This window comes from Cellvibrio sp. UBA7671, from assembly GCA_002483145.1.
Taxonomy (GTDB): domain Bacteria; phylum Pseudomonadota; class Gammaproteobacteria; order Pseudomonadales; family Cellvibrionaceae; genus Cellvibrio; species Cellvibrio fibrivorans.
Genome location: DLHJ01000012.1, coordinates 488,309 through 506,609, shown reverse-complemented (window position 1 = coordinate 506,609; position 18,301 = coordinate 488,309). Strand labels below are relative to the sequence as shown.

General features: G+C 48.7%; 17 protein-coding genes. 4 read left to right on the top strand and 13 right to left on the bottom strand.

Going from position 1 to position 18,301, the window contains the following annotated elements; genetic code table 11:
* Window positions 1-48 precede the first annotated feature (48 nt).
* From B4E62_RS10525 to B4E62_RS10515, 3 genes are all read left to right on the top strand, one after another.
* The gene (locus B4E62_RS10525; protein ID WP_331352034.1) at window positions 49-666 is read left to right on the top strand and encodes a class I SAM-dependent methyltransferase; all 618 of its coding nucleotides are present in this window, start codon (window positions 49-51) and stop codon (window positions 664-666) included.
* 239 nt (window positions 667-905) lie between these two features.
* Window positions 906-1,340 (top strand): hypothetical protein, encoded by a 435-nt coding sequence (locus tag B4E62_RS10520; RefSeq protein ID WP_331352033.1) that lies wholly within the window; start codon window positions 906-908, stop codon window positions 1,338-1,340.
* A gap of 48 nt (window positions 1,341-1,388) precedes the next feature.
* Window positions 1,389-1,823: a hypothetical protein gene (locus B4E62_RS10515; RefSeq protein ID WP_331352032.1), complete on the top strand. Its 435-nt coding sequence runs from the start codon at window positions 1,389-1,391 to the stop codon at window positions 1,821-1,823.
* Window positions 1,824-1,938: 115 nt separating this feature from the next.
* On the opposite strand, the gene B4E62_RS10510 is transcribed toward B4E62_RS10515, so the two are convergent.
* From B4E62_RS10510 to B4E62_RS10480, 7 genes are all read right to left on the bottom strand, one after another.
* Window positions 1,939-3,189 (bottom strand): HAMP domain-containing sensor histidine kinase, encoded by a 1,251-nt coding sequence (locus B4E62_RS10510; protein WP_331352031.1) that lies wholly within the window; start codon window positions 3,187-3,189, stop codon window positions 1,939-1,941.
* The gene (locus B4E62_RS10505; RefSeq protein ID WP_331352043.1) at window positions 3,186-3,893 is read right to left on the bottom strand and encodes a response regulator transcription factor; all 708 of its coding nucleotides are present in this window, start codon (window positions 3,891-3,893) and stop codon (window positions 3,186-3,188) included. Before B4E62_RS10505 ends, B4E62_RS10510 begins: the two co-directional genes overlap by 4 nt.
* A gap of 64 nt (window positions 3,894-3,957) precedes the next feature.
* Entirely contained in the window at window positions 3,958-6,384 is a 2,427-nt protein-coding gene (locus B4E62_RS10500; RefSeq protein WP_331352030.1) for a TonB-dependent receptor, read from the bottom strand.
* Between the two features lie 260 nt (window positions 6,385-6,644).
* Window positions 6,645-7,049 carry an NIPSNAP family protein gene (locus B4E62_RS10495; RefSeq protein ID WP_331352029.1) on the bottom strand — a complete coding sequence of 135 codons (405 nt, stop codon included), beginning with the start codon at window positions 7,047-7,049 and terminating at the stop codon, window positions 6,645-6,647.
* 31 nt (window positions 7,050-7,080) lie between these two features.
* Window positions 7,081-7,536, bottom strand: a complete 456-nt coding sequence (locus tag B4E62_RS10490) for a GNAT family N-acetyltransferase (protein ID WP_331352028.1) — start codon at window positions 7,534-7,536, stop codon at window positions 7,081-7,083.
* Window positions 7,526-7,933, bottom strand: coding sequence for a hypothetical protein (locus B4E62_RS10485; protein WP_310068260.1), 408 nt, complete (start codon window positions 7,931-7,933; stop codon window positions 7,526-7,528). The genes B4E62_RS10490 and B4E62_RS10485 overlap by 11 nt, the downstream gene beginning before the upstream one ends.
* 32 nt (window positions 7,934-7,965) lie before the next feature.
* Entirely contained in the window at window positions 7,966-9,345 is a 1,380-nt protein-coding gene (locus B4E62_RS10480; protein ID WP_331352027.1) for an MATE family efflux transporter, read from the bottom strand.
* A 276-nt stretch (window positions 9,346-9,621) separates the two neighbouring features.
* Between B4E62_RS10480 and B4E62_RS10475 the strand changes: the two genes are divergently transcribed.
* Complete coding sequence (locus tag B4E62_RS10475) at window positions 9,622-10,836, top strand: DUF418 domain-containing protein (protein ID WP_331352026.1); 1,215 nt, start codon at window positions 9,622-9,624, stop codon at window positions 10,834-10,836.
* Window positions 10,837-10,840: 4 nt separating this feature from the next.
* On the opposite strand, the gene B4E62_RS10470 is transcribed toward B4E62_RS10475, so the two are convergent.
* The 6 genes from B4E62_RS10470 to hemC form a co-directional block, all read right to left on the bottom strand.
* Window positions 10,841-11,530: an SDR family oxidoreductase gene (locus B4E62_RS10470; RefSeq protein ID WP_331352025.1), complete on the bottom strand. Its 690-nt coding sequence runs from the start codon at window positions 11,528-11,530 to the stop codon at window positions 10,841-10,843.
* A gap of 61 nt (window positions 11,531-11,591) precedes the next feature.
* The gene (gene pbpC / locus B4E62_RS10465) at window positions 11,592-14,003 is read right to left on the bottom strand and encodes a penicillin-binding protein 1C (RefSeq protein ID WP_331352024.1); all 2,412 of its coding nucleotides are present in this window, start codon (window positions 14,001-14,003) and stop codon (window positions 11,592-11,594) included.
* A gap of 81 nt (window positions 14,004-14,084) precedes the next feature.
* Entirely contained in the window at window positions 14,085-15,293 is a 1,209-nt protein-coding gene (locus tag B4E62_RS10460; RefSeq protein WP_331352023.1) for a heme biosynthesis HemY N-terminal domain-containing protein, read from the bottom strand.
* Window positions 15,290-16,378 carry a uroporphyrinogen-III C-methyltransferase gene (locus B4E62_RS10455; protein ID WP_310068274.1) on the bottom strand — a complete coding sequence of 363 codons (1,089 nt, stop codon included), beginning with the start codon at window positions 16,376-16,378 and terminating at the stop codon, window positions 15,290-15,292. The genes B4E62_RS10460 and B4E62_RS10455 overlap by 4 nt, the downstream gene beginning before the upstream one ends.
* Window positions 16,379-16,382: 4 nt before the next feature.
* The gene (locus B4E62_RS10450; protein ID WP_331352022.1) at window positions 16,383-17,231 is read right to left on the bottom strand and encodes a uroporphyrinogen-III synthase; all 849 of its coding nucleotides are present in this window, start codon (window positions 17,229-17,231) and stop codon (window positions 16,383-16,385) included.
* 6 nt (window positions 17,232-17,237) lie between these two features.
* Window positions 17,238-18,179: a hydroxymethylbilane synthase gene (hemC, locus tag B4E62_RS10445; RefSeq protein WP_331352021.1), complete on the bottom strand. Its 942-nt coding sequence runs from the start codon at window positions 18,177-18,179 to the stop codon at window positions 17,238-17,240.
* Window positions 18,180-18,301: the final 122 nt, after the last annotated feature.

The following is an 18,301-nucleotide window of genomic DNA, read 5'->3' as shown; positions in this document are numbered from 1 at the left end:
GCCCAAGTTACAGTTAAAAATATAAACGTTATATAAGGCCTTACTTTGATGACGGCTGGAACAGAGGGTTATGAAAGATTTATTCCTCTTTTTATCGAGAGTGCCCAGAGTCTTGATTTCCATCAATCATGTAAGGATTATAAAAAGTTCTTGCCCTCTGCTCCTGCCTCACTGCTTGATATCGGGTCTGGCGCAGGACAAAACGCTGCTGCCCTTGCTTCACTTGGTTATCATGTCACCGCGGTGGAGCCGATGCATGAGTTTTTGAATGCGGCTTTGAATAAGTACGGAACACTTTCTGTGCGGTGGATGCAAGGTGGTCTTCCCGAATTGGCATGCTTAAATCCACATGATGAAATGTTTGATTTTGTTTTAATTGAAGGGGTTTGGCATCATCTCAATGAGGAAGAACGAGCAGTTTCAATAGCGTGCCTTTCGTCAATTATTAAACCGGGAGGTCGATGCGCAATTTCATTAAGAAATGGTCCGCCAGGAATGGGGACAAGAGTTTATCCTACCGACGTATCTTCTACCATTAACGCATTTGCAAGTTTTGGGTTTGAAGCTGTCTTTTATGTTGAAAACCAGCCAAGTATTTTTGATTTCAAAGAAAATGTAGAATGGGCACGCGTTGTATTACAAAAACGTTTTGGAAGGCCGTCATAACAACATAATCTCTAACGTTAGTTGGCCTGACGACGAATCCAATGGCTATAACAGAGGCGAATTACGAAAGCGGAATTTCAGGCTGGATTTTAAGAATGATTTGAAGGTTGACCGCTGGAGATATTAATGTCCGAAATTGGCCGATTTGCGAAGTTCGAAAAATACTACATGCAGCTCATTGTAAATCCGCCATCTAAAAAACAAGACTCAACAGAAGGTTATGTATCAGGAGATAGAACATGAATGACGAAAGACCAGTGATAGTCGCTATAGATCATGACGACTATCATGCAAAACATATTGGGATTACTCAGGACGGCTTGCAATTTTTTCTGACAACTCCATTCGAACCAGGAAAATGTGAATATATTGCACTATTTAGATTCGATAGACAGGGAAATCTTGTTGACTCCGATATAGAAGCTTTAGGTCCTAGAGGTTCGTTTTCAAAAGAAGAAGCAAGAAAAAAGTACGATTCAAAACTAGAGAGTCTTGGTGATGTAATCTATCAAAGGATTGAGGTTAAACCTTTTTCTGTAACATTTAATAACATTGATATCGGGCTTATTGCCAGAGAACCAGAAGACGAAGATGACGTTTGGGCAGTAGAGCTTCTGCCTGGGAACTACATGGCATTTTTTGAACCTTGGGATAGCGGCGACTATGACACCTAATGTATAACAAGCGCACCCTGATTGATGTCATCACTCGTGGAAAAACTAATGCCAACTACCCACCACACATTCAAAACCATTTTTTCTCTGGACGCACCATCGGTGCTTGTTCGCAACGATAAATACGACATGTTTCAGCTGATCGACCCCGACGATGAGCTGGCAGCAATAACAGCTTCCGCTTACGAGAAAGACGGCGGGACACTTGAAGAGTTTTCTGAGTTTCGCTTTGCGGGTGTTGAAAGTGTTTATAAACCCGTTTCGGATATTCAGACCATTGAAACAAAACACGCGTTAATCAAATTTCAGGAATATGAAGGAACATTTCCCGATGAGGATGTGCCTACCTACTTTGTTGTTAACTGCATTCAAACGGGTGATATTTTTCTGTCCTTCACATTTGTAACCACACGTGAGCACTACACAGACTACCGCGACCAATACAATGCTGTGCTTGCGTCTATTCAACCCTGTGCAAAGTAGCTGTGCCCATCCAACGCATCACTTACAATATAAACAATTGCCTTATGCACTTCCTGTTTGGTGCTTACTGTTTGGCAGATGTTGCTTTAGGTTTCTAGCTGATGAACTGCAGCCATCACCATGAAAGACGCGCGGCTACACGCGTTTCATCGGCGTGCAATGAAAACGACCAGCCATTGCGTTCACACAACCGTTGAACGATACCCAAGCCCAGGCCATATCCGTGAAACGACGACGTATCATTCGTTGTGTGCCGCTCATCTGTGCCAACTTGGTTGGTGACTAATAGCTCGTGTTCTTTGATGAGAATAGTGATCGGCCCCTGCCCGGCGAGTGTTTGCTCGAATGCATTTCGCACCAGATTATTAACCGCAATAGAAAACGCCTGTGGATGCCCGCAGACGTTGGGTTTTGCGAGTTGATCGATTTCAACATCGACTGACTTGCCGCTCAACAAGTGGCGGTGCTGTTCTATCGCCTGGCTCACCAGCGGCATCACTAAAAATTGCTCGTCATACAAACCGTCGTCAGTTTCGCGCGCGAGGCACAAGAACATTTCAATTGTGGTTTTCATATCGAGCGTCGCACGCCTCACCCGATCTACCACTTTCACATCGGCCGCTGACAGATCGCTTTGTTCCAGAAGTTCAAGTGCGCCGGTTATCACCGTGATCGGCGTGCGCAACTCATGACTGGCTGAGTCGGTGAAGTATCGCTCGCGCGCAACAAACGCGCTGATACGCTCAAGGGTCTTTTCAATGGTGCCAGCGAGCACGCCAACCTCATCATCGCCGAACCGGCTGGACTCTATGCGTTTATGATCTTCAGCCGATAGATGTTCGACGTCTATGTCCGCGACCACTTTGGCGAGTTGCGCTACCGGGGCAATAGCGCGACGCATCACCACAATTCCTAGCACGAAACCAAGAGCACCGAGCGTACCCACGACACCGGTGATAACGAGCAGCAACCACCAATCCTCTGACGACGCTGCCTCAATCCCGGCAACATCGAAAACCACAAATGCGCGCGGCGATTTATTGTCAGCAGATAGCTTTTCATCGTCAGTGGACAGCACAGCAACGTGCAGCTCTTCGGATTCGAATTCGTATAAACCCTCAGCGGGGTTTGTCTGCGCCCATTCCCTGAGCGATTCCGGCAGGCTACCAACCTCATCGTATCCGCGCAGGTTCATAGTCAGCGCAGGATAGTTTTTAGCGGCAACCTGTAATTGTTGCGTCAGCACACGGTCTTCGCTCAATCTGATCGCCCCGAAGAAAGCAAATCCCCACGCGAGGCTGAGTACCGCAACGCAGAGCGCAAATGCAATGGCGACACGCGTGCGTAAACTGTGCCGGTAGATCACTGACTGTCCTCTGCATTATTAGTCTCTACAATATTGGCTTCTGCAATTCGGTAGCCGATGCGATGCACGGTATGAATTAGCGAGCTATCAAACGGCCTGTCGATAGCCTGCCGCAACTTGTACAAGTGCGAGCGAAGCGCATCGCCATCGGGGCGCTCGTCAGCCCACAACAGAGTTTCGAGATCTTCGCGAGCCACAACAGACGGCGATTCTTCCATCAATCGTTGTAGTAGCCTCATACCCGCAGGCGTGAGATCGATAAGCCGCCCCGCGCGATGCACTTGTAGCCTTGACCTATTCATCGTCAGATCACCAACCTTTAACAGATTGTCGGTTTTGCCGTGCCTACGTTTGTACAGTGCCTGCAGTCGCACATGTAGTTCCTGCAACGCGAATGGCTTGACCAAATAGTCATCGGCTCCCGCCGCAAACCCTTTCAATTTATCGTCCAGCGTATCGCGCGCGGTTAGCATAAGCACGGGCGTTTCTATTTCGGCATCGGTTCGCAGCTTTTGGCAGAAACTCAGGCCATCCATTCTCGGTAGCATCAGGTCCAAAACAATAACGTCGAACCGATTGGTCAACGCCAGGTGCATCGCACTGATACCGTCATAAGCAAAATCCAAAACATAGCTGTGCTTTTCAAAATACGCAGCAATGTTCGCGCAAATGTCGCGGTTGTCTTCGACAATTAACACTCGAATCGGCGCTGCACCAAGCGTGTTTACCATCCGCTTCTCCCCTTTACCAAAACCCTTGCCATGCCCCTTACCACGCATAGTCCAGTCGCAGACCAAGCAGTGGCTCGGTTTCGCTTTCATCTTTTACGTTAACGCCTCGACGGTAATCGAATTCACTTTCATCACTCGACGATGCTGCCGTTGCGTTGATGACATCGAGAAAGGTGGTGAGATCTATGGGGCCAAATGCGCGCCGATAATCAACACGAAGGTTCACCAAGCTGTAGGCGCTGTTGCGACCAACATTGCGCTCAGTGATTTCTTTTGAGTAGCGCAAAGGTTGTCCGGGACCCAGTACATCCGAATGAATAATAAATTCTTCGCCTGGCCTGCCGGACAGATATTTGTAGCGCCCGGCGATCTTCCAGCGGTCGTTGATTTCCCACGTCAGGCCGAGGGTCGCGACATGCTCGCGGCTGAAATCGGCGGCCAGATCGCCGCGACCATCTTTGCGGTCGATGACGATATCGTTGTAAGAATAGGTGGCGGTAGCGTATAGGCCATCGCGAATTGTCCCCTTAGCCACGACATCAACGCCGTAGGATGTGCCGTCACCCCTATTGGCAAAGGTACCGCTGGCTCGATCAAGATCGACGACCAAGTCGTCGAGGTTTTGATAATAGGCTTCCGTTAACAGCGACCAATTGCTATTCAGGAAATATTCAAAACCTAAACTGCCATGCGTGATTTTTTCATTCTTAAGATCGTTCGATTCGTTAGCGGCAAGCTCTAAAAACCGGGGCGATTGGTGAAACAGCCCTGCGGTCGCAAAATATCTAACCGTATTACTCGGCTTCCAGTTGACGCTGAACCTGGGCGACGCGAAGCTCTCGTCGGCAAAACCGTCCTGCTCGAAGCGTAAGCCAGTGCCAAAATCCCAATCACCGCGCTCAAAAACTTGCTCTACGTAGCCAGCATAGCTCGTTTCTTTTCGGTTTATTGACGAGTTAATCTTCTCGGGCGTCAGCACAATAAAACGCTGGTCGGGGTCGGGTCTAAAATCATCGCTGTCGTAAATAAAGCGATGCCAATCGCCATCTAAAACCGTGTTGTAGTCCAGTTCAATTTGCGTAACTTGCACACCGGAACTGAATACGCCCCATTGATTCAATGTCTCGAAATCGCTGCGCCAGCCGAGCTCTGTCTCATCTTCACCAATGGTAATAATGTCTTCCCGCACGGGAAAACTGGACGCGGGTGATCCCGCTGGTACGAGATCAGGAAATGCTTCACCCTCTGAACTGATCTTGTCGCTGGTGCGGTGGTAAACCCTATTGGTCCAGACCGCTTTTTCACCGACCAATGTTCGCAGAGTCAAACCAACCAAATCACTGTCTTGTTCAGAATCTTGTAGGGCAGCATCCTCGAAATTGGGCGACGCAAAAACGTGAGTCACACCGCGCGTGTAATCTTCGTGTGTATCTATCAATAGAACTTCGACCGTGTTGTTCTCGTTGACGGGGATGACCGACTTTACAATGATGTCTCGTAAGATCGGCTCGCCAATATCGAGCTCTTCGATAGTTTCAAATAACGCGCCGAAATCCAAACGTCGAGCAGAGACGAGCATCGTTGAATCTTCAATGAGACCGGTCGGGCCGTCGTAACCCACTTCATAACCCGCGAGGTCGTAGCGCAAACTTGCGGAAGGGCTTGGGTTGCCATCGGCGACGTCCAGTTTAAGTAGCGATGCCGACCGGCCGCCATAAGCCGCACCCCAACCACCCGGTGAAAATTCTGCACCACTGATAACATTGGGTGCGAAAATCGAGAAGCGCCCGCCACCGCCGACATCTTCTTGTTCACCGAGTGACGCATCAAAATGCACCGCTTTATCAAAAGGAAAATCATCAACGAATAATAAATTATCTCTTGGGCCACGGCCGCGTACGCTAAAGTTCGCGAATTCTCCGGTGGATGTAAGTCCGGGTAAACCGTCCAGCGAGAGGAGCGGATCTGAACCACCGCCAACGGCATTGGCCAGGGCTTCTCTATCGAGATAGCTGCCGTTAACAGATGCAATGACTTGCGTTTGCTTTCCGAGAACCAGCAGTTCCTCAATTTCAATTGCCTGCTCTCCAAGCTCGAATTCAAGTTTGATATTTTTGCGCGTAATCACCCGTACGCTTGGCTCATAGGATGAAGCGAACCCGCTTTTGGCCAGGTTCACTGAGTAGAGACCGGGGTCGAGTTGTTCAACGACGATGCGACCTTGTGCATCGGTTTCTACCGATCGCGTGGAATTGGTTTCCCGTTTCGTGATCCTGATCTGCACGCTTGAGAGTGGCCGGTCAGTATTCTGATCTTTGACAATGACCGTCAGCGCACCGGGTTCCTCTGCTGCATGGGTAGAAAGTGCGAAGCCAAAAAGTGGAAATCCAATCAGGAGCACCGACAGAGTCAACCACGACACCCGTCTCAAATGCTTACTCAGATTGCTCATTTGCCTGTTCATATTGCTCTTCCTCCAAGAATCGACCGTATTTATTTGATAAAACGATGGGAGGTTAACAACACCAATGTGACTAAAAAGTCGCTGACGAAGCCTGCCCACTCGAAGCGCAAGGCACCATGATGGAAATAAAGCTGGATATAATGGATTGCATACAAAATGCAGGGCTTGCGGAAGAAGATTTTAAATCGCAGTGCGAAGGCATGCCGCAAACGGCGGTGGCGATTGTTGGGCGCGCGACAGACGCGCCCACTAGATTCAAATTACTTGATTGCGGAAAAATCAGTAGCCACTAAAAACGTTGACTCAACACCTGCCACTATAGGCCCATTGGCTTCACTTTCTGTGCGAACTTTTATCCACTCCGGATCAGCAGCAAATGCTTTCCACGCGGCGTCTGCCGCAGCACGGTTCTTGTATTTCAAAATGTAATGCAGTTTATCGCCATTTTTTTGTTCGGTCGGCAACCAATAGCCCACATTTTCCATGCCGTGGCGTGCAAAAATTTTAGTGGTGTGATTTTTAAAACGCGCGAGCAGATCCGGCATTTTTCCTGGATGAGTGGTGTAAACACGCAACTCAAAAACTGGGGTGTCATCGGCGGCGAGAACGGGGGTAATCGCAACCATGCTGAACAAGGTAATTAGCGCACAGATTATTTTTTTCATGGGGATCTCAGCCTGTAGTGGGATAGCTTATTTAAAGTGATTTCGTCATAAATGCACTGTAAGGATCTTCCGCATAATCGCCAAAAGGCCCACAGTATTCAAAACCAAACCGCTCGTAGAGTTTACGTGCGGGGATAAAAAAATCTTGCGTTCCGGTTTCCAAACTCAAACGCTGGTAATTGCGCTCCGCCGCCACACCTAATATATGCTCCATGATTTTTACCGCTACGCCCTTACCGCGATAGGCATTGGCGGTGCGCATGGATTTAATTTCCGCATGCGTTGCATCCAATTCTTTTAATGCACCGCAACCGGCTAATTGGTTGCCGTCCCACACTGACCAAAAGGTAATTTCCGGTTTGCGTAATTTATCCAAATCCAATGCATGTACACTTTCGGGTGGCGATACGGCGTACATATCCGTTAAATGTTCCGTTAGTATTTGCGCCACTTCGGGGCCACGCAGGTCGTCGATTTTAATTAACATTATTAGCTCCTTTTAATTTACTGAATAATTCAACCCCAAGTAGATACTGCGCCTCTTGCCATTCGTGGCGATTGCACATGCTTTTGCATTTGTAAGCCGCTAGCGTGTTACATATTGCATCAACCCAAGCTTGCGCACTACTGATGGCAGGGCCGGGTTGTGCAGCTTCAACCAATTGTTGTGCGGCGGGTGCAAGTGAGGTATTGGCACCCTCGGCGACGATAAATTTTATGTACAGAAATTTATTGTATGCCGCTTTAAATTCTTGATGTGTAGGGACAGCTAGAGAGATATCGGGCAGACAGGATACGATTCCAGCATAGTCAGTTTTATTCTGGTTACCCGCGCGAAACATCGCCAGAAGAATCCAGGCATCCATTCTATTTAATCTAAACATTGAGATTCCCGGAATATTCAGCATTCAAAGCATTATTGCTGGGTTAAATTATTCATCCACTTGCGACTGATAACACGCTTGATCACGGGAATAAATTTCAACCCGTCTTCCAAAAACATCAATGCATAAATATAGACAAACGATAGTTTGGTCAAAAATACCACGGCGATATAAATCGGTAAACCAAACACCCACATGACGATGGTATCGGTGATCAAGGTAAAGCGGTTATCGCCCCCTGCGCGAAGCACGCCGATAATGCGCATCATATTGATAATTTTTACCCAGACCAGTAAACAAAACACACCGAGGGTGCTTAACAGCAGATCGGTAGATTTTTCGTCGAGCTGATCAAAAATCAAAAGCATCCAGGGGCGTGCGAACCAAAGTGCGGAGCAAAATACAATTAACAGCACAAAGGTGATGCGATCAAAAAATTTATGCAGCTGCCATGCAGTATCATTATTGCCTGCACCCAATTCGCGCCCGATCAATACCGCCGACGCATTGGCGAGGCCGACAAACAACGCAAAAAACGCACTTTCAATCGGCACTATGACACCCATTACGGCGAGCGCTTCTGTGCCCGCATAACCGGTAACTAAATGATAAGTGGAATTGCCCACGGCCCAGATCGCGTAGTTGGCAACCAGCGGCAAAGAAAAGGCGAGATAGCGACTAATTTGAACTTTATCCAACCCCATGCGCAATTGCGCAAAGCTCAACGCAAAACCGTGTTTTTTTGCGTAGACCCAACCCACCACAATCAGCAATTGTAAAAAGCGCGAGCCTAACGTCGCCCAGGCTGCACCAGCGACACCCAGGGCGGGAAATCCCCAGTTGCCGCCAATTAATGCATAGTTGCCGATAATATTTAACGCCGCAGCAAAAACACCGGCAACCAACGGCATAGTAGTGCTACCCAATGCACGCAGCGAGGCTTCGTAAATAACGATCCATTGCGTGAACAATAATGCCGGTGCGGTGATGATGAGATATTGCGCCGCGAGCGCGACGACTTTTTCATCCGGATTAATCCACCCCACCCAGGTATTCGAGGCAAAACCAAATACCAGCACAAACGGAATCATCACCGTAGTGCCCACCAGCAAAGTAACGGCGAGCGAACGCTGACAACTGACAAAATCTTTTGCGCCTATATATTGGGCAACCAAAATACTGCAGCCCGTCGCAAGGCCGCTCATCAACACCAATAATAAAAAATGGATCTTGGCGGCGAGGCCCACGGCGGCAATTGCACTGGAACCCAGGTCGCCCACCATAATTACATCGGCCATACCCAAGAGCGACTGCATGAGCATCTGCGCCGCTACCGGCAGCGACAATAAAACTACACTGCGCCAAAACGCGCGTTTATCATCGAGAGAAACCAATTGGGGGGAAGAAACCACGTAAAGCTCCGATGCGGGACAAGCAAAGCAGCATTATAAAGGGAATTGTGCCGGGTGATTGTTAATAAGTGGTAAGGCGTTGTGCGTGCAGGGTTCACTTTAGGCAGTGAGTAAAGCGAAACTGCTTTTTACAAAAGTGAAGCTTCATTGGTAAAAAGTGCCACGCGTTCGCGCAAAAACTCAGACGATTTAACCATTCTTGATTAGCCAAAATAGTATTGGGTATTACACTTCTGCTCATACCCGATAACCATAACATTACTACGGTATTACACGATGAATGAACCTCTGCCCAACCACTACCTTCCCCAGCGCAGCGAGTTGATTGACTCGTTGCGCGGCTTTGCCTTGATGGGAATTTGTCTCGTCCACTTTATGGAATATTTTGAACTCTATTGGATCAACCAAGACCCGACTTTTTTGCACAACCTGATTTTCTTTTTATTTGCCGGAAAAGCCTACGCGATTTTTGCACTCATGTTTGGCCTGAGTTTTTTTATCATTATGGATAACCAGGCAAAAAAGGGCGTGAATTTTAGCTACCGTTTTGCGTGGCGCTTACTGATTTTGCTCGCTATTGGTTATATACACACCCTTTATTATCTGGGTGATATTTTGTCGGTATTGGGTGTGATCGGCTTGAGCCTGCTGTTTGTGCAGGGCTTGAGCAACCGTTGGTTAGTGATTATCGCGCTGCTGTGCCTATTGCAGCTGCCGTTTTATTATCATTTTTTTGCCGCACTCAATAACCTACCCGGCGCGAATGATAATCCCGCCTTTTTTTCATTGTTTGGCAATGTGTACGCCGCGATTGAAAAAGCCAGCTTCACTGAATTGATGCTACTGAATAGCAGTGCTGGCCTTTACGCAAAATGGATATTTTTTGTGGAGTCTGGCCGCGGCTTGCAATTGATTGGATTATTTTTACTGGGCTTGGTATTAGGGCGCATTGGCTTTTTTATCCGAGCGGATAAATTTGATCGCCACCGTATTAAAGCTTTGGGCATAGCACTGCTGGCGGCCATTCTCCTCTATGCGTTGGACAAATACCTCACACAACTTCCTGACACTATTTTTCAGGAAAAAGGCATGGCGAAATGGTATTTACAACAAGCCATTGGATCTTATTTAAGTACTGCGGTAATGGCCAGCCTGGTGCTGTTGTTTGTGCAATTTTATCTGTGGCAGCGCAGTGGAAAATTATTAAACCTGCTCGCGCCCTGCGGGCGCATTAGTTTAAGTATTTATTTAATCCAATCGCTGGTGGGTGTGCCGCTATTTTATCCATATGGTTTGGGCTGGTATAAAACTATCGGCCAAACCAACAGCTTGCTGGTGGGGATCGCCTTTTACACGCTGCTGATTATGTTGGCGCACTGGTGGGTAAAACGTTTCCATTACGGCCCGGTGGAATGGCTGTGGCGCAGTGTGACCTACATGACGACGAAAGTTCCGTTCAGACGGACAACAACACAGCCAACCAATAACTGACGAATTAGTTTTTAAGTGTGGACATACCGCCATCGACATGCAGTATTTGGCCGGAGATCCAGCCCGCTTGTGGTGATAACAAAAACGCTGCCATAGCGGCAACTTCTTTGGGATCACCCACTTTTTGCAATGGATGACGTTTGGCGGCGACATCCATTTTATCGGCGCTATTTAATAATTTTTCGGCAAGGGATGTATTCGTCAGCGAAGGTGCAATGCCGTTCACACGAATTGCCGGCGCCCATTCGGCGGCCAAACTTTTTACCAAGCCTTCAATTGCCGCTTTGCTGCTGGCAACACTTGCGTGAAAAGGCATGCCCAGAGTCGCAGCCACACTGCTAAATAACACCACACTGGCGTGATTGGATTTTTTTAAAAGGGGAGCAACAGACTGCAAAGTGCGCACTGCACCGAGCACATTGATTTGAAAATCCTGCAGGAAATCGTCCACCGATAAACGCGCAAAAGGTTTGAGGTTGATACTGCCGGGGCAATACACCAACCCATCCAACACATCGGGTAAACCGGTGAGATCAGGCGCGCGTTCTGCAGGGTTATTTATAAAGAAATGCGCACCGTCAACATCGACGGCATTGCGCGCCCAGATGGTGACACTGTGCCCCTCGCCAATAAGCTGGGTAGCAAGTGCTGCACCAATTCCGCGTGTGCCGCCAACAATTAAATAGTGTTTCATGATGTTTCCCGTTATCAGCCAGATAATAAAGCTGATACGAAATCATCACGGTTTTGGATCCTTATTCTTTGCCGATGACGCGAAAGCGGCGCTCCAGGCGATAGCCTTGTTTATCGACCACCAATAATTTATGCACGCCCGGTTCGAGCGCTGCTTCGCGCTCGTGGAAGATTTTGGTTTCGCCCAGGAATTCATCGTCCAGATGCCAATACAATTGTGCAGCGGGATTTCGGTGTACCGCTTTTAATACTACGCGGCTGCGTTTGCCATCCAAATCCATTGGAATATAGATGCGGCTCTCTTCATTTGGGTAAACCAATTCAATCGGCTGGTCTTCATCGATTTGCAATAAATCATTCAAACAATCACTGCGCCAGGGCGGCAGGGCTTTGTATTCACTGTGATGTTGCCGCCAATAAAATTCTTGCGTGGGTGGCAGCACAAACCAATTGTGCGCTTGCATATTGTTCACAGTTTCACACCGGCTATGCACACGAAATTGCTCATCAGTATCGAGATGGATACGGCGATGGTTTTGGGTGACCTTGGCAAAATGGCTGGTGTTCGGAATTTCCATATCCGCGGCATCACATTGTCCACCTGTGAGATAACCATCATCTTTACACACGGAAATGGTTTTGAGCGCGTGTGCAGGCTTGGAAAACCAATTAATGCTCGGCAGTGCATCAAACACATCGAATAAAATTGGTGCGGCGCTGCTTTGCCCGCTGATAAAACTGGCTGGCTCACCACCAGCATTACCCACCCATACCCCGAGCGTGTAGCGACCATTACTGCCAATCGCCCAGGCGTCGCGCAAACCATAACTGGTGCCGGTTTTCCAGGCGATGGTTTGACTGCCGGAAAAATCGCGCCAGTAATTATCATTGCCGGGGCGTGCGACATCGATCAAAGCTTGCAAGGTTAACCAAGCAGCACCTTGTTGGATTACTGGTTTAATCGATGGTGTTTTTTCTTGCAGCACGATTTTATTTTCGAGCGCTTTTTTATTCTGTAGCAACAGCGTCGGAATAGGTTGGTTGATGTTGCCATCGCGCGCGCTGGCGGCGAGCCGCGCATAAATACCGGTGAGATCCCACAAGGTTCCTTCCGCTCCACCCAAAATTAATGTGAGGCCGTAATCATCAGCTGGGCGAAATAAGGTAGTCATGCCCATCGCCTGCAATTTTTCCTGAAACTTTCCAATGCCGTAATCGCGCAACATACGCACTGAGGGAATATTTAATGAGTGCGCCAATGCAAATTGTGCGGGCACTGCACCGCGAAAACTGCGGTCATAATTTTTGGGGCTGTAACCGCCGAATTGCGTGGGAATATCGGGAATTAAACTGGTGGGTGCAAGCTCACCTTCTTGCAGCATCAAACCATAGAGGAGCGGTTTTAGAATGCTGCCAGTAGAGCGCGGACGCTGTATTAAATCTAGATCCGGTGCATAGCGCTGTTGTTTTTGCCAGGCTTGGTTGCCGACATAAGCCAGCGCTTCCATACGCTCGTGATCAATCAACAGCAGTGAAATGTTATTCACACCTTCATTAGCTAAACGCAGACTATGGCGCTCGGCCACTTGCGTCGCAATGCGTTGGATAAACGGATCGATACTGCTGTGAAATACGTGCTGGGCACTATGTTGTTTTTTTAAGGTCGCCAACAGATGGGGCGCGAGTTGCGGTAGCGATTGTGGCCGCTCAGGTAGAGGCTCAATTAACGCGAGCTGCAAATCCAAATCGGAAAAATAATGCTTAGCATGTAACCGCTGTAATAAACGATCACGCTTTTGTTTGAGTAAATCGCGCTGACGCCCCGGATGAATCAATGCAGGGCTATTGGGTAACACCGCAAGCAAAGCGGATTCAGCCCAGGATAGATGCTCCGGTGCGCGCCCGAAATAACGCCAGGCCGCCGCGCGCAAGCCAACGATGTTACCGCCAAAAGGCGCATGGCTTGCGTAATGAATTAATAATTCTTCTTTACTAAAACGCCATTCCAGTTGGAACGCCCTGCCCGCCTCCAACAGTTTGCTGGTGATGCTGCGCGCAGGTAATTTTTTATCTTGCTGTTGGTACTCTGCCTGCCGCAGCAAACGCGCCAACTGCATGCTGATGGTACTGCCACCACTCGTCACTTTTCCAGCTTGCAGGTTACCTTGCAACGCGCGCGCTATCGCGAGCGGATTTATACCGGGGTGGCGATAGAAATGTTGATCTTCAAATAAGAGTAACGATTTTTTATATTTATCCGGCAGTGATTCCACCGGTGCAAAACGCCATTGCTGATCAGCCGCTATACCTGCACCTAACAGGCTTCCATCGCGTGCGAGCAGGAGGTTAGCGTAAGGGGTTTGTGTTAACGACGAAGGCAGGGGAGAAAACTGTAATGCTAACAACACTACACAGATGATGAAAAAAAATGTGCAGAATATTTTGTAAGAACCAACACTATATTTACTGCGCATCCCAGTAACCAGATGGGGGTTGCGCAGCGATAAGATCCGTCGAAAAAAACTGTGCACGGGAATCCTTTGCGCAAGCAGTGGTTATTTGTTGTGGCCAGCGAGAAGCAAACCTTGCTGATAATAATCGGCGCTTTTTTTGTGATCGCCCAATTTTTCCATCAAGCGCGCCAATTCCACCATTGTCTCCAGACTTTGCTGTTGATTCAAACTGCGCTGAAAATACTCACGCGCCAATTCCCATTGCTGGTTGCGCAACATCAAACGCCCCATGCTAAGCAGTAGCGCTGGATCTTGCGGTTTGCTTTTCAACCAGCCTTCAACTGAGCGGATTTGGCCGTGAATTTCTTTCACTTGCAAACGGCCATATAAACTAACCAAAGGTTCATACCAATTATTGGATAGCGCCTTGCGTACAATCACTTCCGCTTCCTGATCTTGATAATTTTCCGTCAGTGCCTGTGCGTAAGCGGTAATAACCGCTGGCAACTTTTGTACACTGCGCGGGAATGATTTCCACAGGCTCTGCAATGCGGGTAAGCGCTCGGCGATCAGCAGGGATTTGCTCTGCTCGCTCTGTGCTTTCATTTTTTCACAAGCAAGCAATACTTCCAGCGCTTCAAATTCTACATTGGACAAAACTTTGGCTTTGCGCATGACCGGGAACATATCTTCCAGTGCGCGCCAATTTTTCTGGGCAATATAAATATGGTGCATTAAATCCAGCACGGCAGCCTGACGCGGCATTTTGATATCAATCGGCTTCAGGATTTCGATGGCTTTTTCATAGCGACCAGACTGCACATGCAAACGCGCACGGGTCAGGGCTACCGGCAATTCACTGTGCGCCAGCGTAAGGGCTTTATCGAGAATATTATCGGCCTCGGCTTCGTCGCCCATTTCAAAACTGCTGCGCGCAGCGGCGATATAATTGGCGAGGGGATATTCCACTTTGTCGAGCGTGCGCACCAATTTTTTGCGCGCCTCCAGCCAATCGCCGGTCAGGTAATCCACCATACCGGTGGCTGCACGTTTTTGCGCACGTTCAACACTGCCAAATAAAAATATTTCGCGGAAGCGACGCACCATCTCCGCACTGCCGAGCATTAATTTACGCACAAACCACAGAGCTGCATATATCAGCGCCGCCGCCAGAGCAGCAACCCACAGGGTCATTTCAATGGTTTTAGTGCCGTAAGCAATTAATAAATAGCCGTCGCCACGCCAAAGCAAAAACACCAAACCACAGGCGAGCAATAAAAAGAAAATAGCTTTTAACAGGCGACGTCTCATTGGCGCACCCCGCGCCGTGCAGCGGCCATTTTTTCGCGCTTGGTAATATAGTCAGCCAAGGCCGATGAGGAATTACTAAAGTTGCTTAAGTCAGGGGAAATTTCTTCCTGCTGCAATGATTGTAACTCTTCCAACACTGCCGCCGCTTTTTCGTTCAAGCTGTAATACTGGTTAATCCAATTCTGCGCTTTTACCAGACTCTCCTGATAGATACCCTCTTCATTGCGCAGCAGCGCAACCTGTGCCTGTTCCAGCATCAAGCGTAAATTTTGTTGCAGGTATTTTTGTTCGGAGGGCGGCAATACGGCATTGATGGTTTTGCCGTGATCGCGCACACGCACGTAGGAACCCAACTTATGCATCAGCGCATAAAAGTTGCGCGTGAGTTTTTGTTTAAAGGTTTCGTCTGCCGGAATAACATCTTCTTCCAATACTTCTTCTTGTACACCTAAAGGCTCAATGAAAGGGATTGCATCGATTTGATTGGACAGCGCCGATAAGCGCAAATAAATACCTTCACGGTCGATCACGCCCGCAAGTTTTAAAACGGCAATTTCTTCAGCCAATAATTTACGTACTCCAACCAAATCGGCCTGATCTATATCGCGCAACACATCGTCCGCTGATAGCGCCAGTGCGAGTGCGTTTTGGCTATCTTTTTCCAACAGGATACGCTGATCGGCAAGGCGCAATAAATATTGTGCTTCTTGTAACTTCCACTCATCGCGGTTGACGCTCGACAGCGATAGCAGACGCGCGTTGTTGCTGTCCACTTGTTCAGCCAAATCATTCAAGTTGGTTTGGATTGATGCTTGCTGCTCGACAAACTCTTTATCGAGATTATCTTCCAACAGTTGCTGACGGGTTTCTATCGCTTGCGCTTGCTGTTCAACTTGCGTGCGCAGGCTGTCGATAATTTGCTGCTGGCTTTTGGACTGCTGCAATACAAAAAGTCCACCAAAACAAATCGCTGCCACAATCAGCACTACAAATAACCATAACAATGCAAAACTGCCCGTATGGTTTTTTAGTGGTGCAGGCGCGCCGTGAGTTGGCTGTTGAACAATCGTATCGGAATCAGTCACTGTGTTAATCCTGTAATAAAATGCACTCTTGCGTGCGACAATAATTTAACAAGGCTGCCGTCATGGCATTATCGGTTGCATTTTCGGCGCAGATAATCCGTTTAAATCCTGCCACCTGCGCCGCCTCAACAATTCGCTGGCTCGGCACCAGCAAGAGATTGTTGTGCATCCATGCGCACGCGCGTTCTTGTTGTGTAGAAGGCAACTGTGCCAACAGACCTACAAGATTGTGTAAGCTTTCGCCGCTGTGAAGACTCAAAACTATCTGCGCGGCGGATGATCCTGTCGCTGCAAGCAATTGTCCTAATTGCTCACGCGCGGCCATGGGCAACCCACGCTCATACAACTCACAATAATCGACCCAGGCACCGCGCTTGCGCAATTCTTCCGCAAGATGGCCGCGCCCGCCGCAGCCGCGAAAAATCAGGATTTTTTCGCCATCGACATCTTGAAGATGCTCTGCACTTAATAAATCTTCACTGGTCATACCACCACTGGCACTTACCGCAAGATCTTGCACCGCAACGCCATAACTGGCCAATTTTTTTGCGGTGGTTGCACCTACGGCGAAATAATCAATCCCCATAGGCAATTGCGGCCAGTAATCTTCTAGCCAATCCATGCCGTACTCAACGGCATTTTGGCTGACAAAAATCACTTTCTGGTAGAGATCAAAATCCAGAATTTTATTTTTAATCGCGCGAATTTTATCGTCGTCTACAACCGGCGAAATTTCCAATAGATTCAAACGTGCGCAGTTAAAGCCTAATGTCTGTAGCTGTTCATGCCAGATTGCCGCCTGCGCTTCAGGCCGGGTGATAACAACACAATAGTTCTGCGGTGAATCGGCCATGGCTTATTACGCGTCTGCGTAAACCTCGGCGAGAATTTTATCGGCGCCCGCCGCCAGTAAACGCTCAGCCAATTCAACGCCGATTTTTTCGGCATCCGCCACCGGGCCGGAAATTTCATCGAATAACATTTGGTTGCCGTCAGGCGAACCAACCAATCCGCGCAACCATAAATTACCATCGCGATGAATAGCATAGCAGGCGATCGGCACCTGGCAGCCACCTTGCAAATGGCGATTCATCGCGCGCTCAGCGAGTACTTGTTCAGCGGTCGTTTGATGATGCAAAGGCTTGAGCAATTCGATTGTTGCAATGTCATCAACGCGACATTCAATCCCCACAGCGCCCTGCCCACCCGCCGGTAAACTCTGCTCGGGAGTGATGTAGTCACGAATACGCTCCTTCAATTCGAGGCGAATCAGCCCCGCCGCCGCAAGAATAATTGCATCGTACTCACCATCATCTAATTTCTGCAGGCGTGTGTGTACGTTGCCACGCAAAAACTTGATGTGTAAATCCGGGCGACTGGCGAGCAGCTGGCATTGGCGACGCAGGCTTGATGTACCAACCACCGCGCCCTGCGGCAACTCATCGAGTGAATTAAAACGGTTGGAGACGAAGGCATCGCGCGCGTCTTCGCGCGGGCAGATAACTGAAAGCCCCAAACCCACAGGGAAATCCATGGGCACATCTTTCATGGAGTGCACGGCGATATCTGCATCACCTTCGAGCAGTGCCGTTTCGAGTTCTTTGACAAATAAACCTTTGCCGCCGACTTTGGCGAGGGGAACGTCGAGAATTTTGTCACCGCGGCTGGTGAGCGGAACCAGTTCGACCAGCAGGCCGGGATGATGCTTTTCCAATTCGGCTTTGACATATTCTGCCTGCCAGAGGGCAAGCAAACTTTTACGGGTAGCGATACGCAGCGGGCGCGTGGCGGAGTAGGTCATGGTAGAAATCACACTATTCGAATAATAGCGGCCATGATAACACTCTGACTTGCGATAGGGATTGGCGGATTTTGCGGAGGTGGGATCAGTAACAAAAAACGCCAGCTTTGTGGGCTGGCGTT

Excerpts from the sequence above, each read along its gene's own strand:
- B4E62_RS10525 (WP_331352034.1), top strand. The coding sequence starts at position 49 with ATGACGGCTGGAACAGAGGGTTATGAAAGATTTATTCCTCTTTTTATC.
- B4E62_RS10520 (WP_331352033.1), top strand. The coding sequence starts at position 906 with ATGAATGACGAAAGACCAGTGATAGTCGCTATAGATCATGACGACTAT.
- B4E62_RS10515 (WP_331352032.1), top strand. The coding sequence starts at position 1,389 with ATGCCAACTACCCACCACACATTCAAAACCATTTTTTCTCTGGACGCA.
- B4E62_RS10500 (WP_331352030.1), bottom strand. The coding sequence starts at position 6,384 with ATGAACAGGCAAATGAGCAATCTGAGTAAGCATTTGAGACGGGTGTCG.
- B4E62_RS10495 (WP_331352029.1), bottom strand. The coding sequence starts at position 7,049 with ATGAAAAAAATAATCTGTGCGCTAATTACCTTGTTCAGCATGGTTGCG.
- B4E62_RS10490 (WP_331352028.1), bottom strand. The coding sequence starts at position 7,536 with ATGTTAATTAAAATCGACGACCTGCGTGGCCCCGAAGTGGCGCAAATA.
- B4E62_RS10485 (WP_310068260.1), bottom strand. The coding sequence starts at position 7,933 with ATGTTTAGATTAAATAGAATGGATGCCTGGATTCTTCTGGCGATGTTT.
- B4E62_RS10475 (WP_331352026.1), top strand. The coding sequence starts at position 9,622 with ATGAATGAACCTCTGCCCAACCACTACCTTCCCCAGCGCAGCGAGTTG.
- B4E62_RS10470 (WP_331352025.1), bottom strand. The coding sequence starts at position 11,530 with ATGAAACACTATTTAATTGTTGGCGGCACACGCGGAATTGGTGCAGCA.
- pbpC (WP_331352024.1), bottom strand. The coding sequence starts at position 14,003 with ATGCGCAGTAAATATAGTGTTGGTTCTTACAAAATATTCTGCACATTT.
- B4E62_RS10460 (WP_331352023.1), bottom strand. The coding sequence starts at position 15,293 with ATGAGACGTCGCCTGTTAAAAGCTATTTTCTTTTTATTGCTCGCCTGT.
- B4E62_RS10450 (WP_331352022.1), bottom strand. The coding sequence starts at position 17,231 with ATGGCCGATTCACCGCAGAACTATTGTGTTGTTATCACCCGGCCTGAA.
- hemC (WP_331352021.1), bottom strand. The coding sequence starts at position 18,179 with ATGACCTACTCCGCCACGCGCCCGCTGCGTATCGCTACCCGTAAAAGT.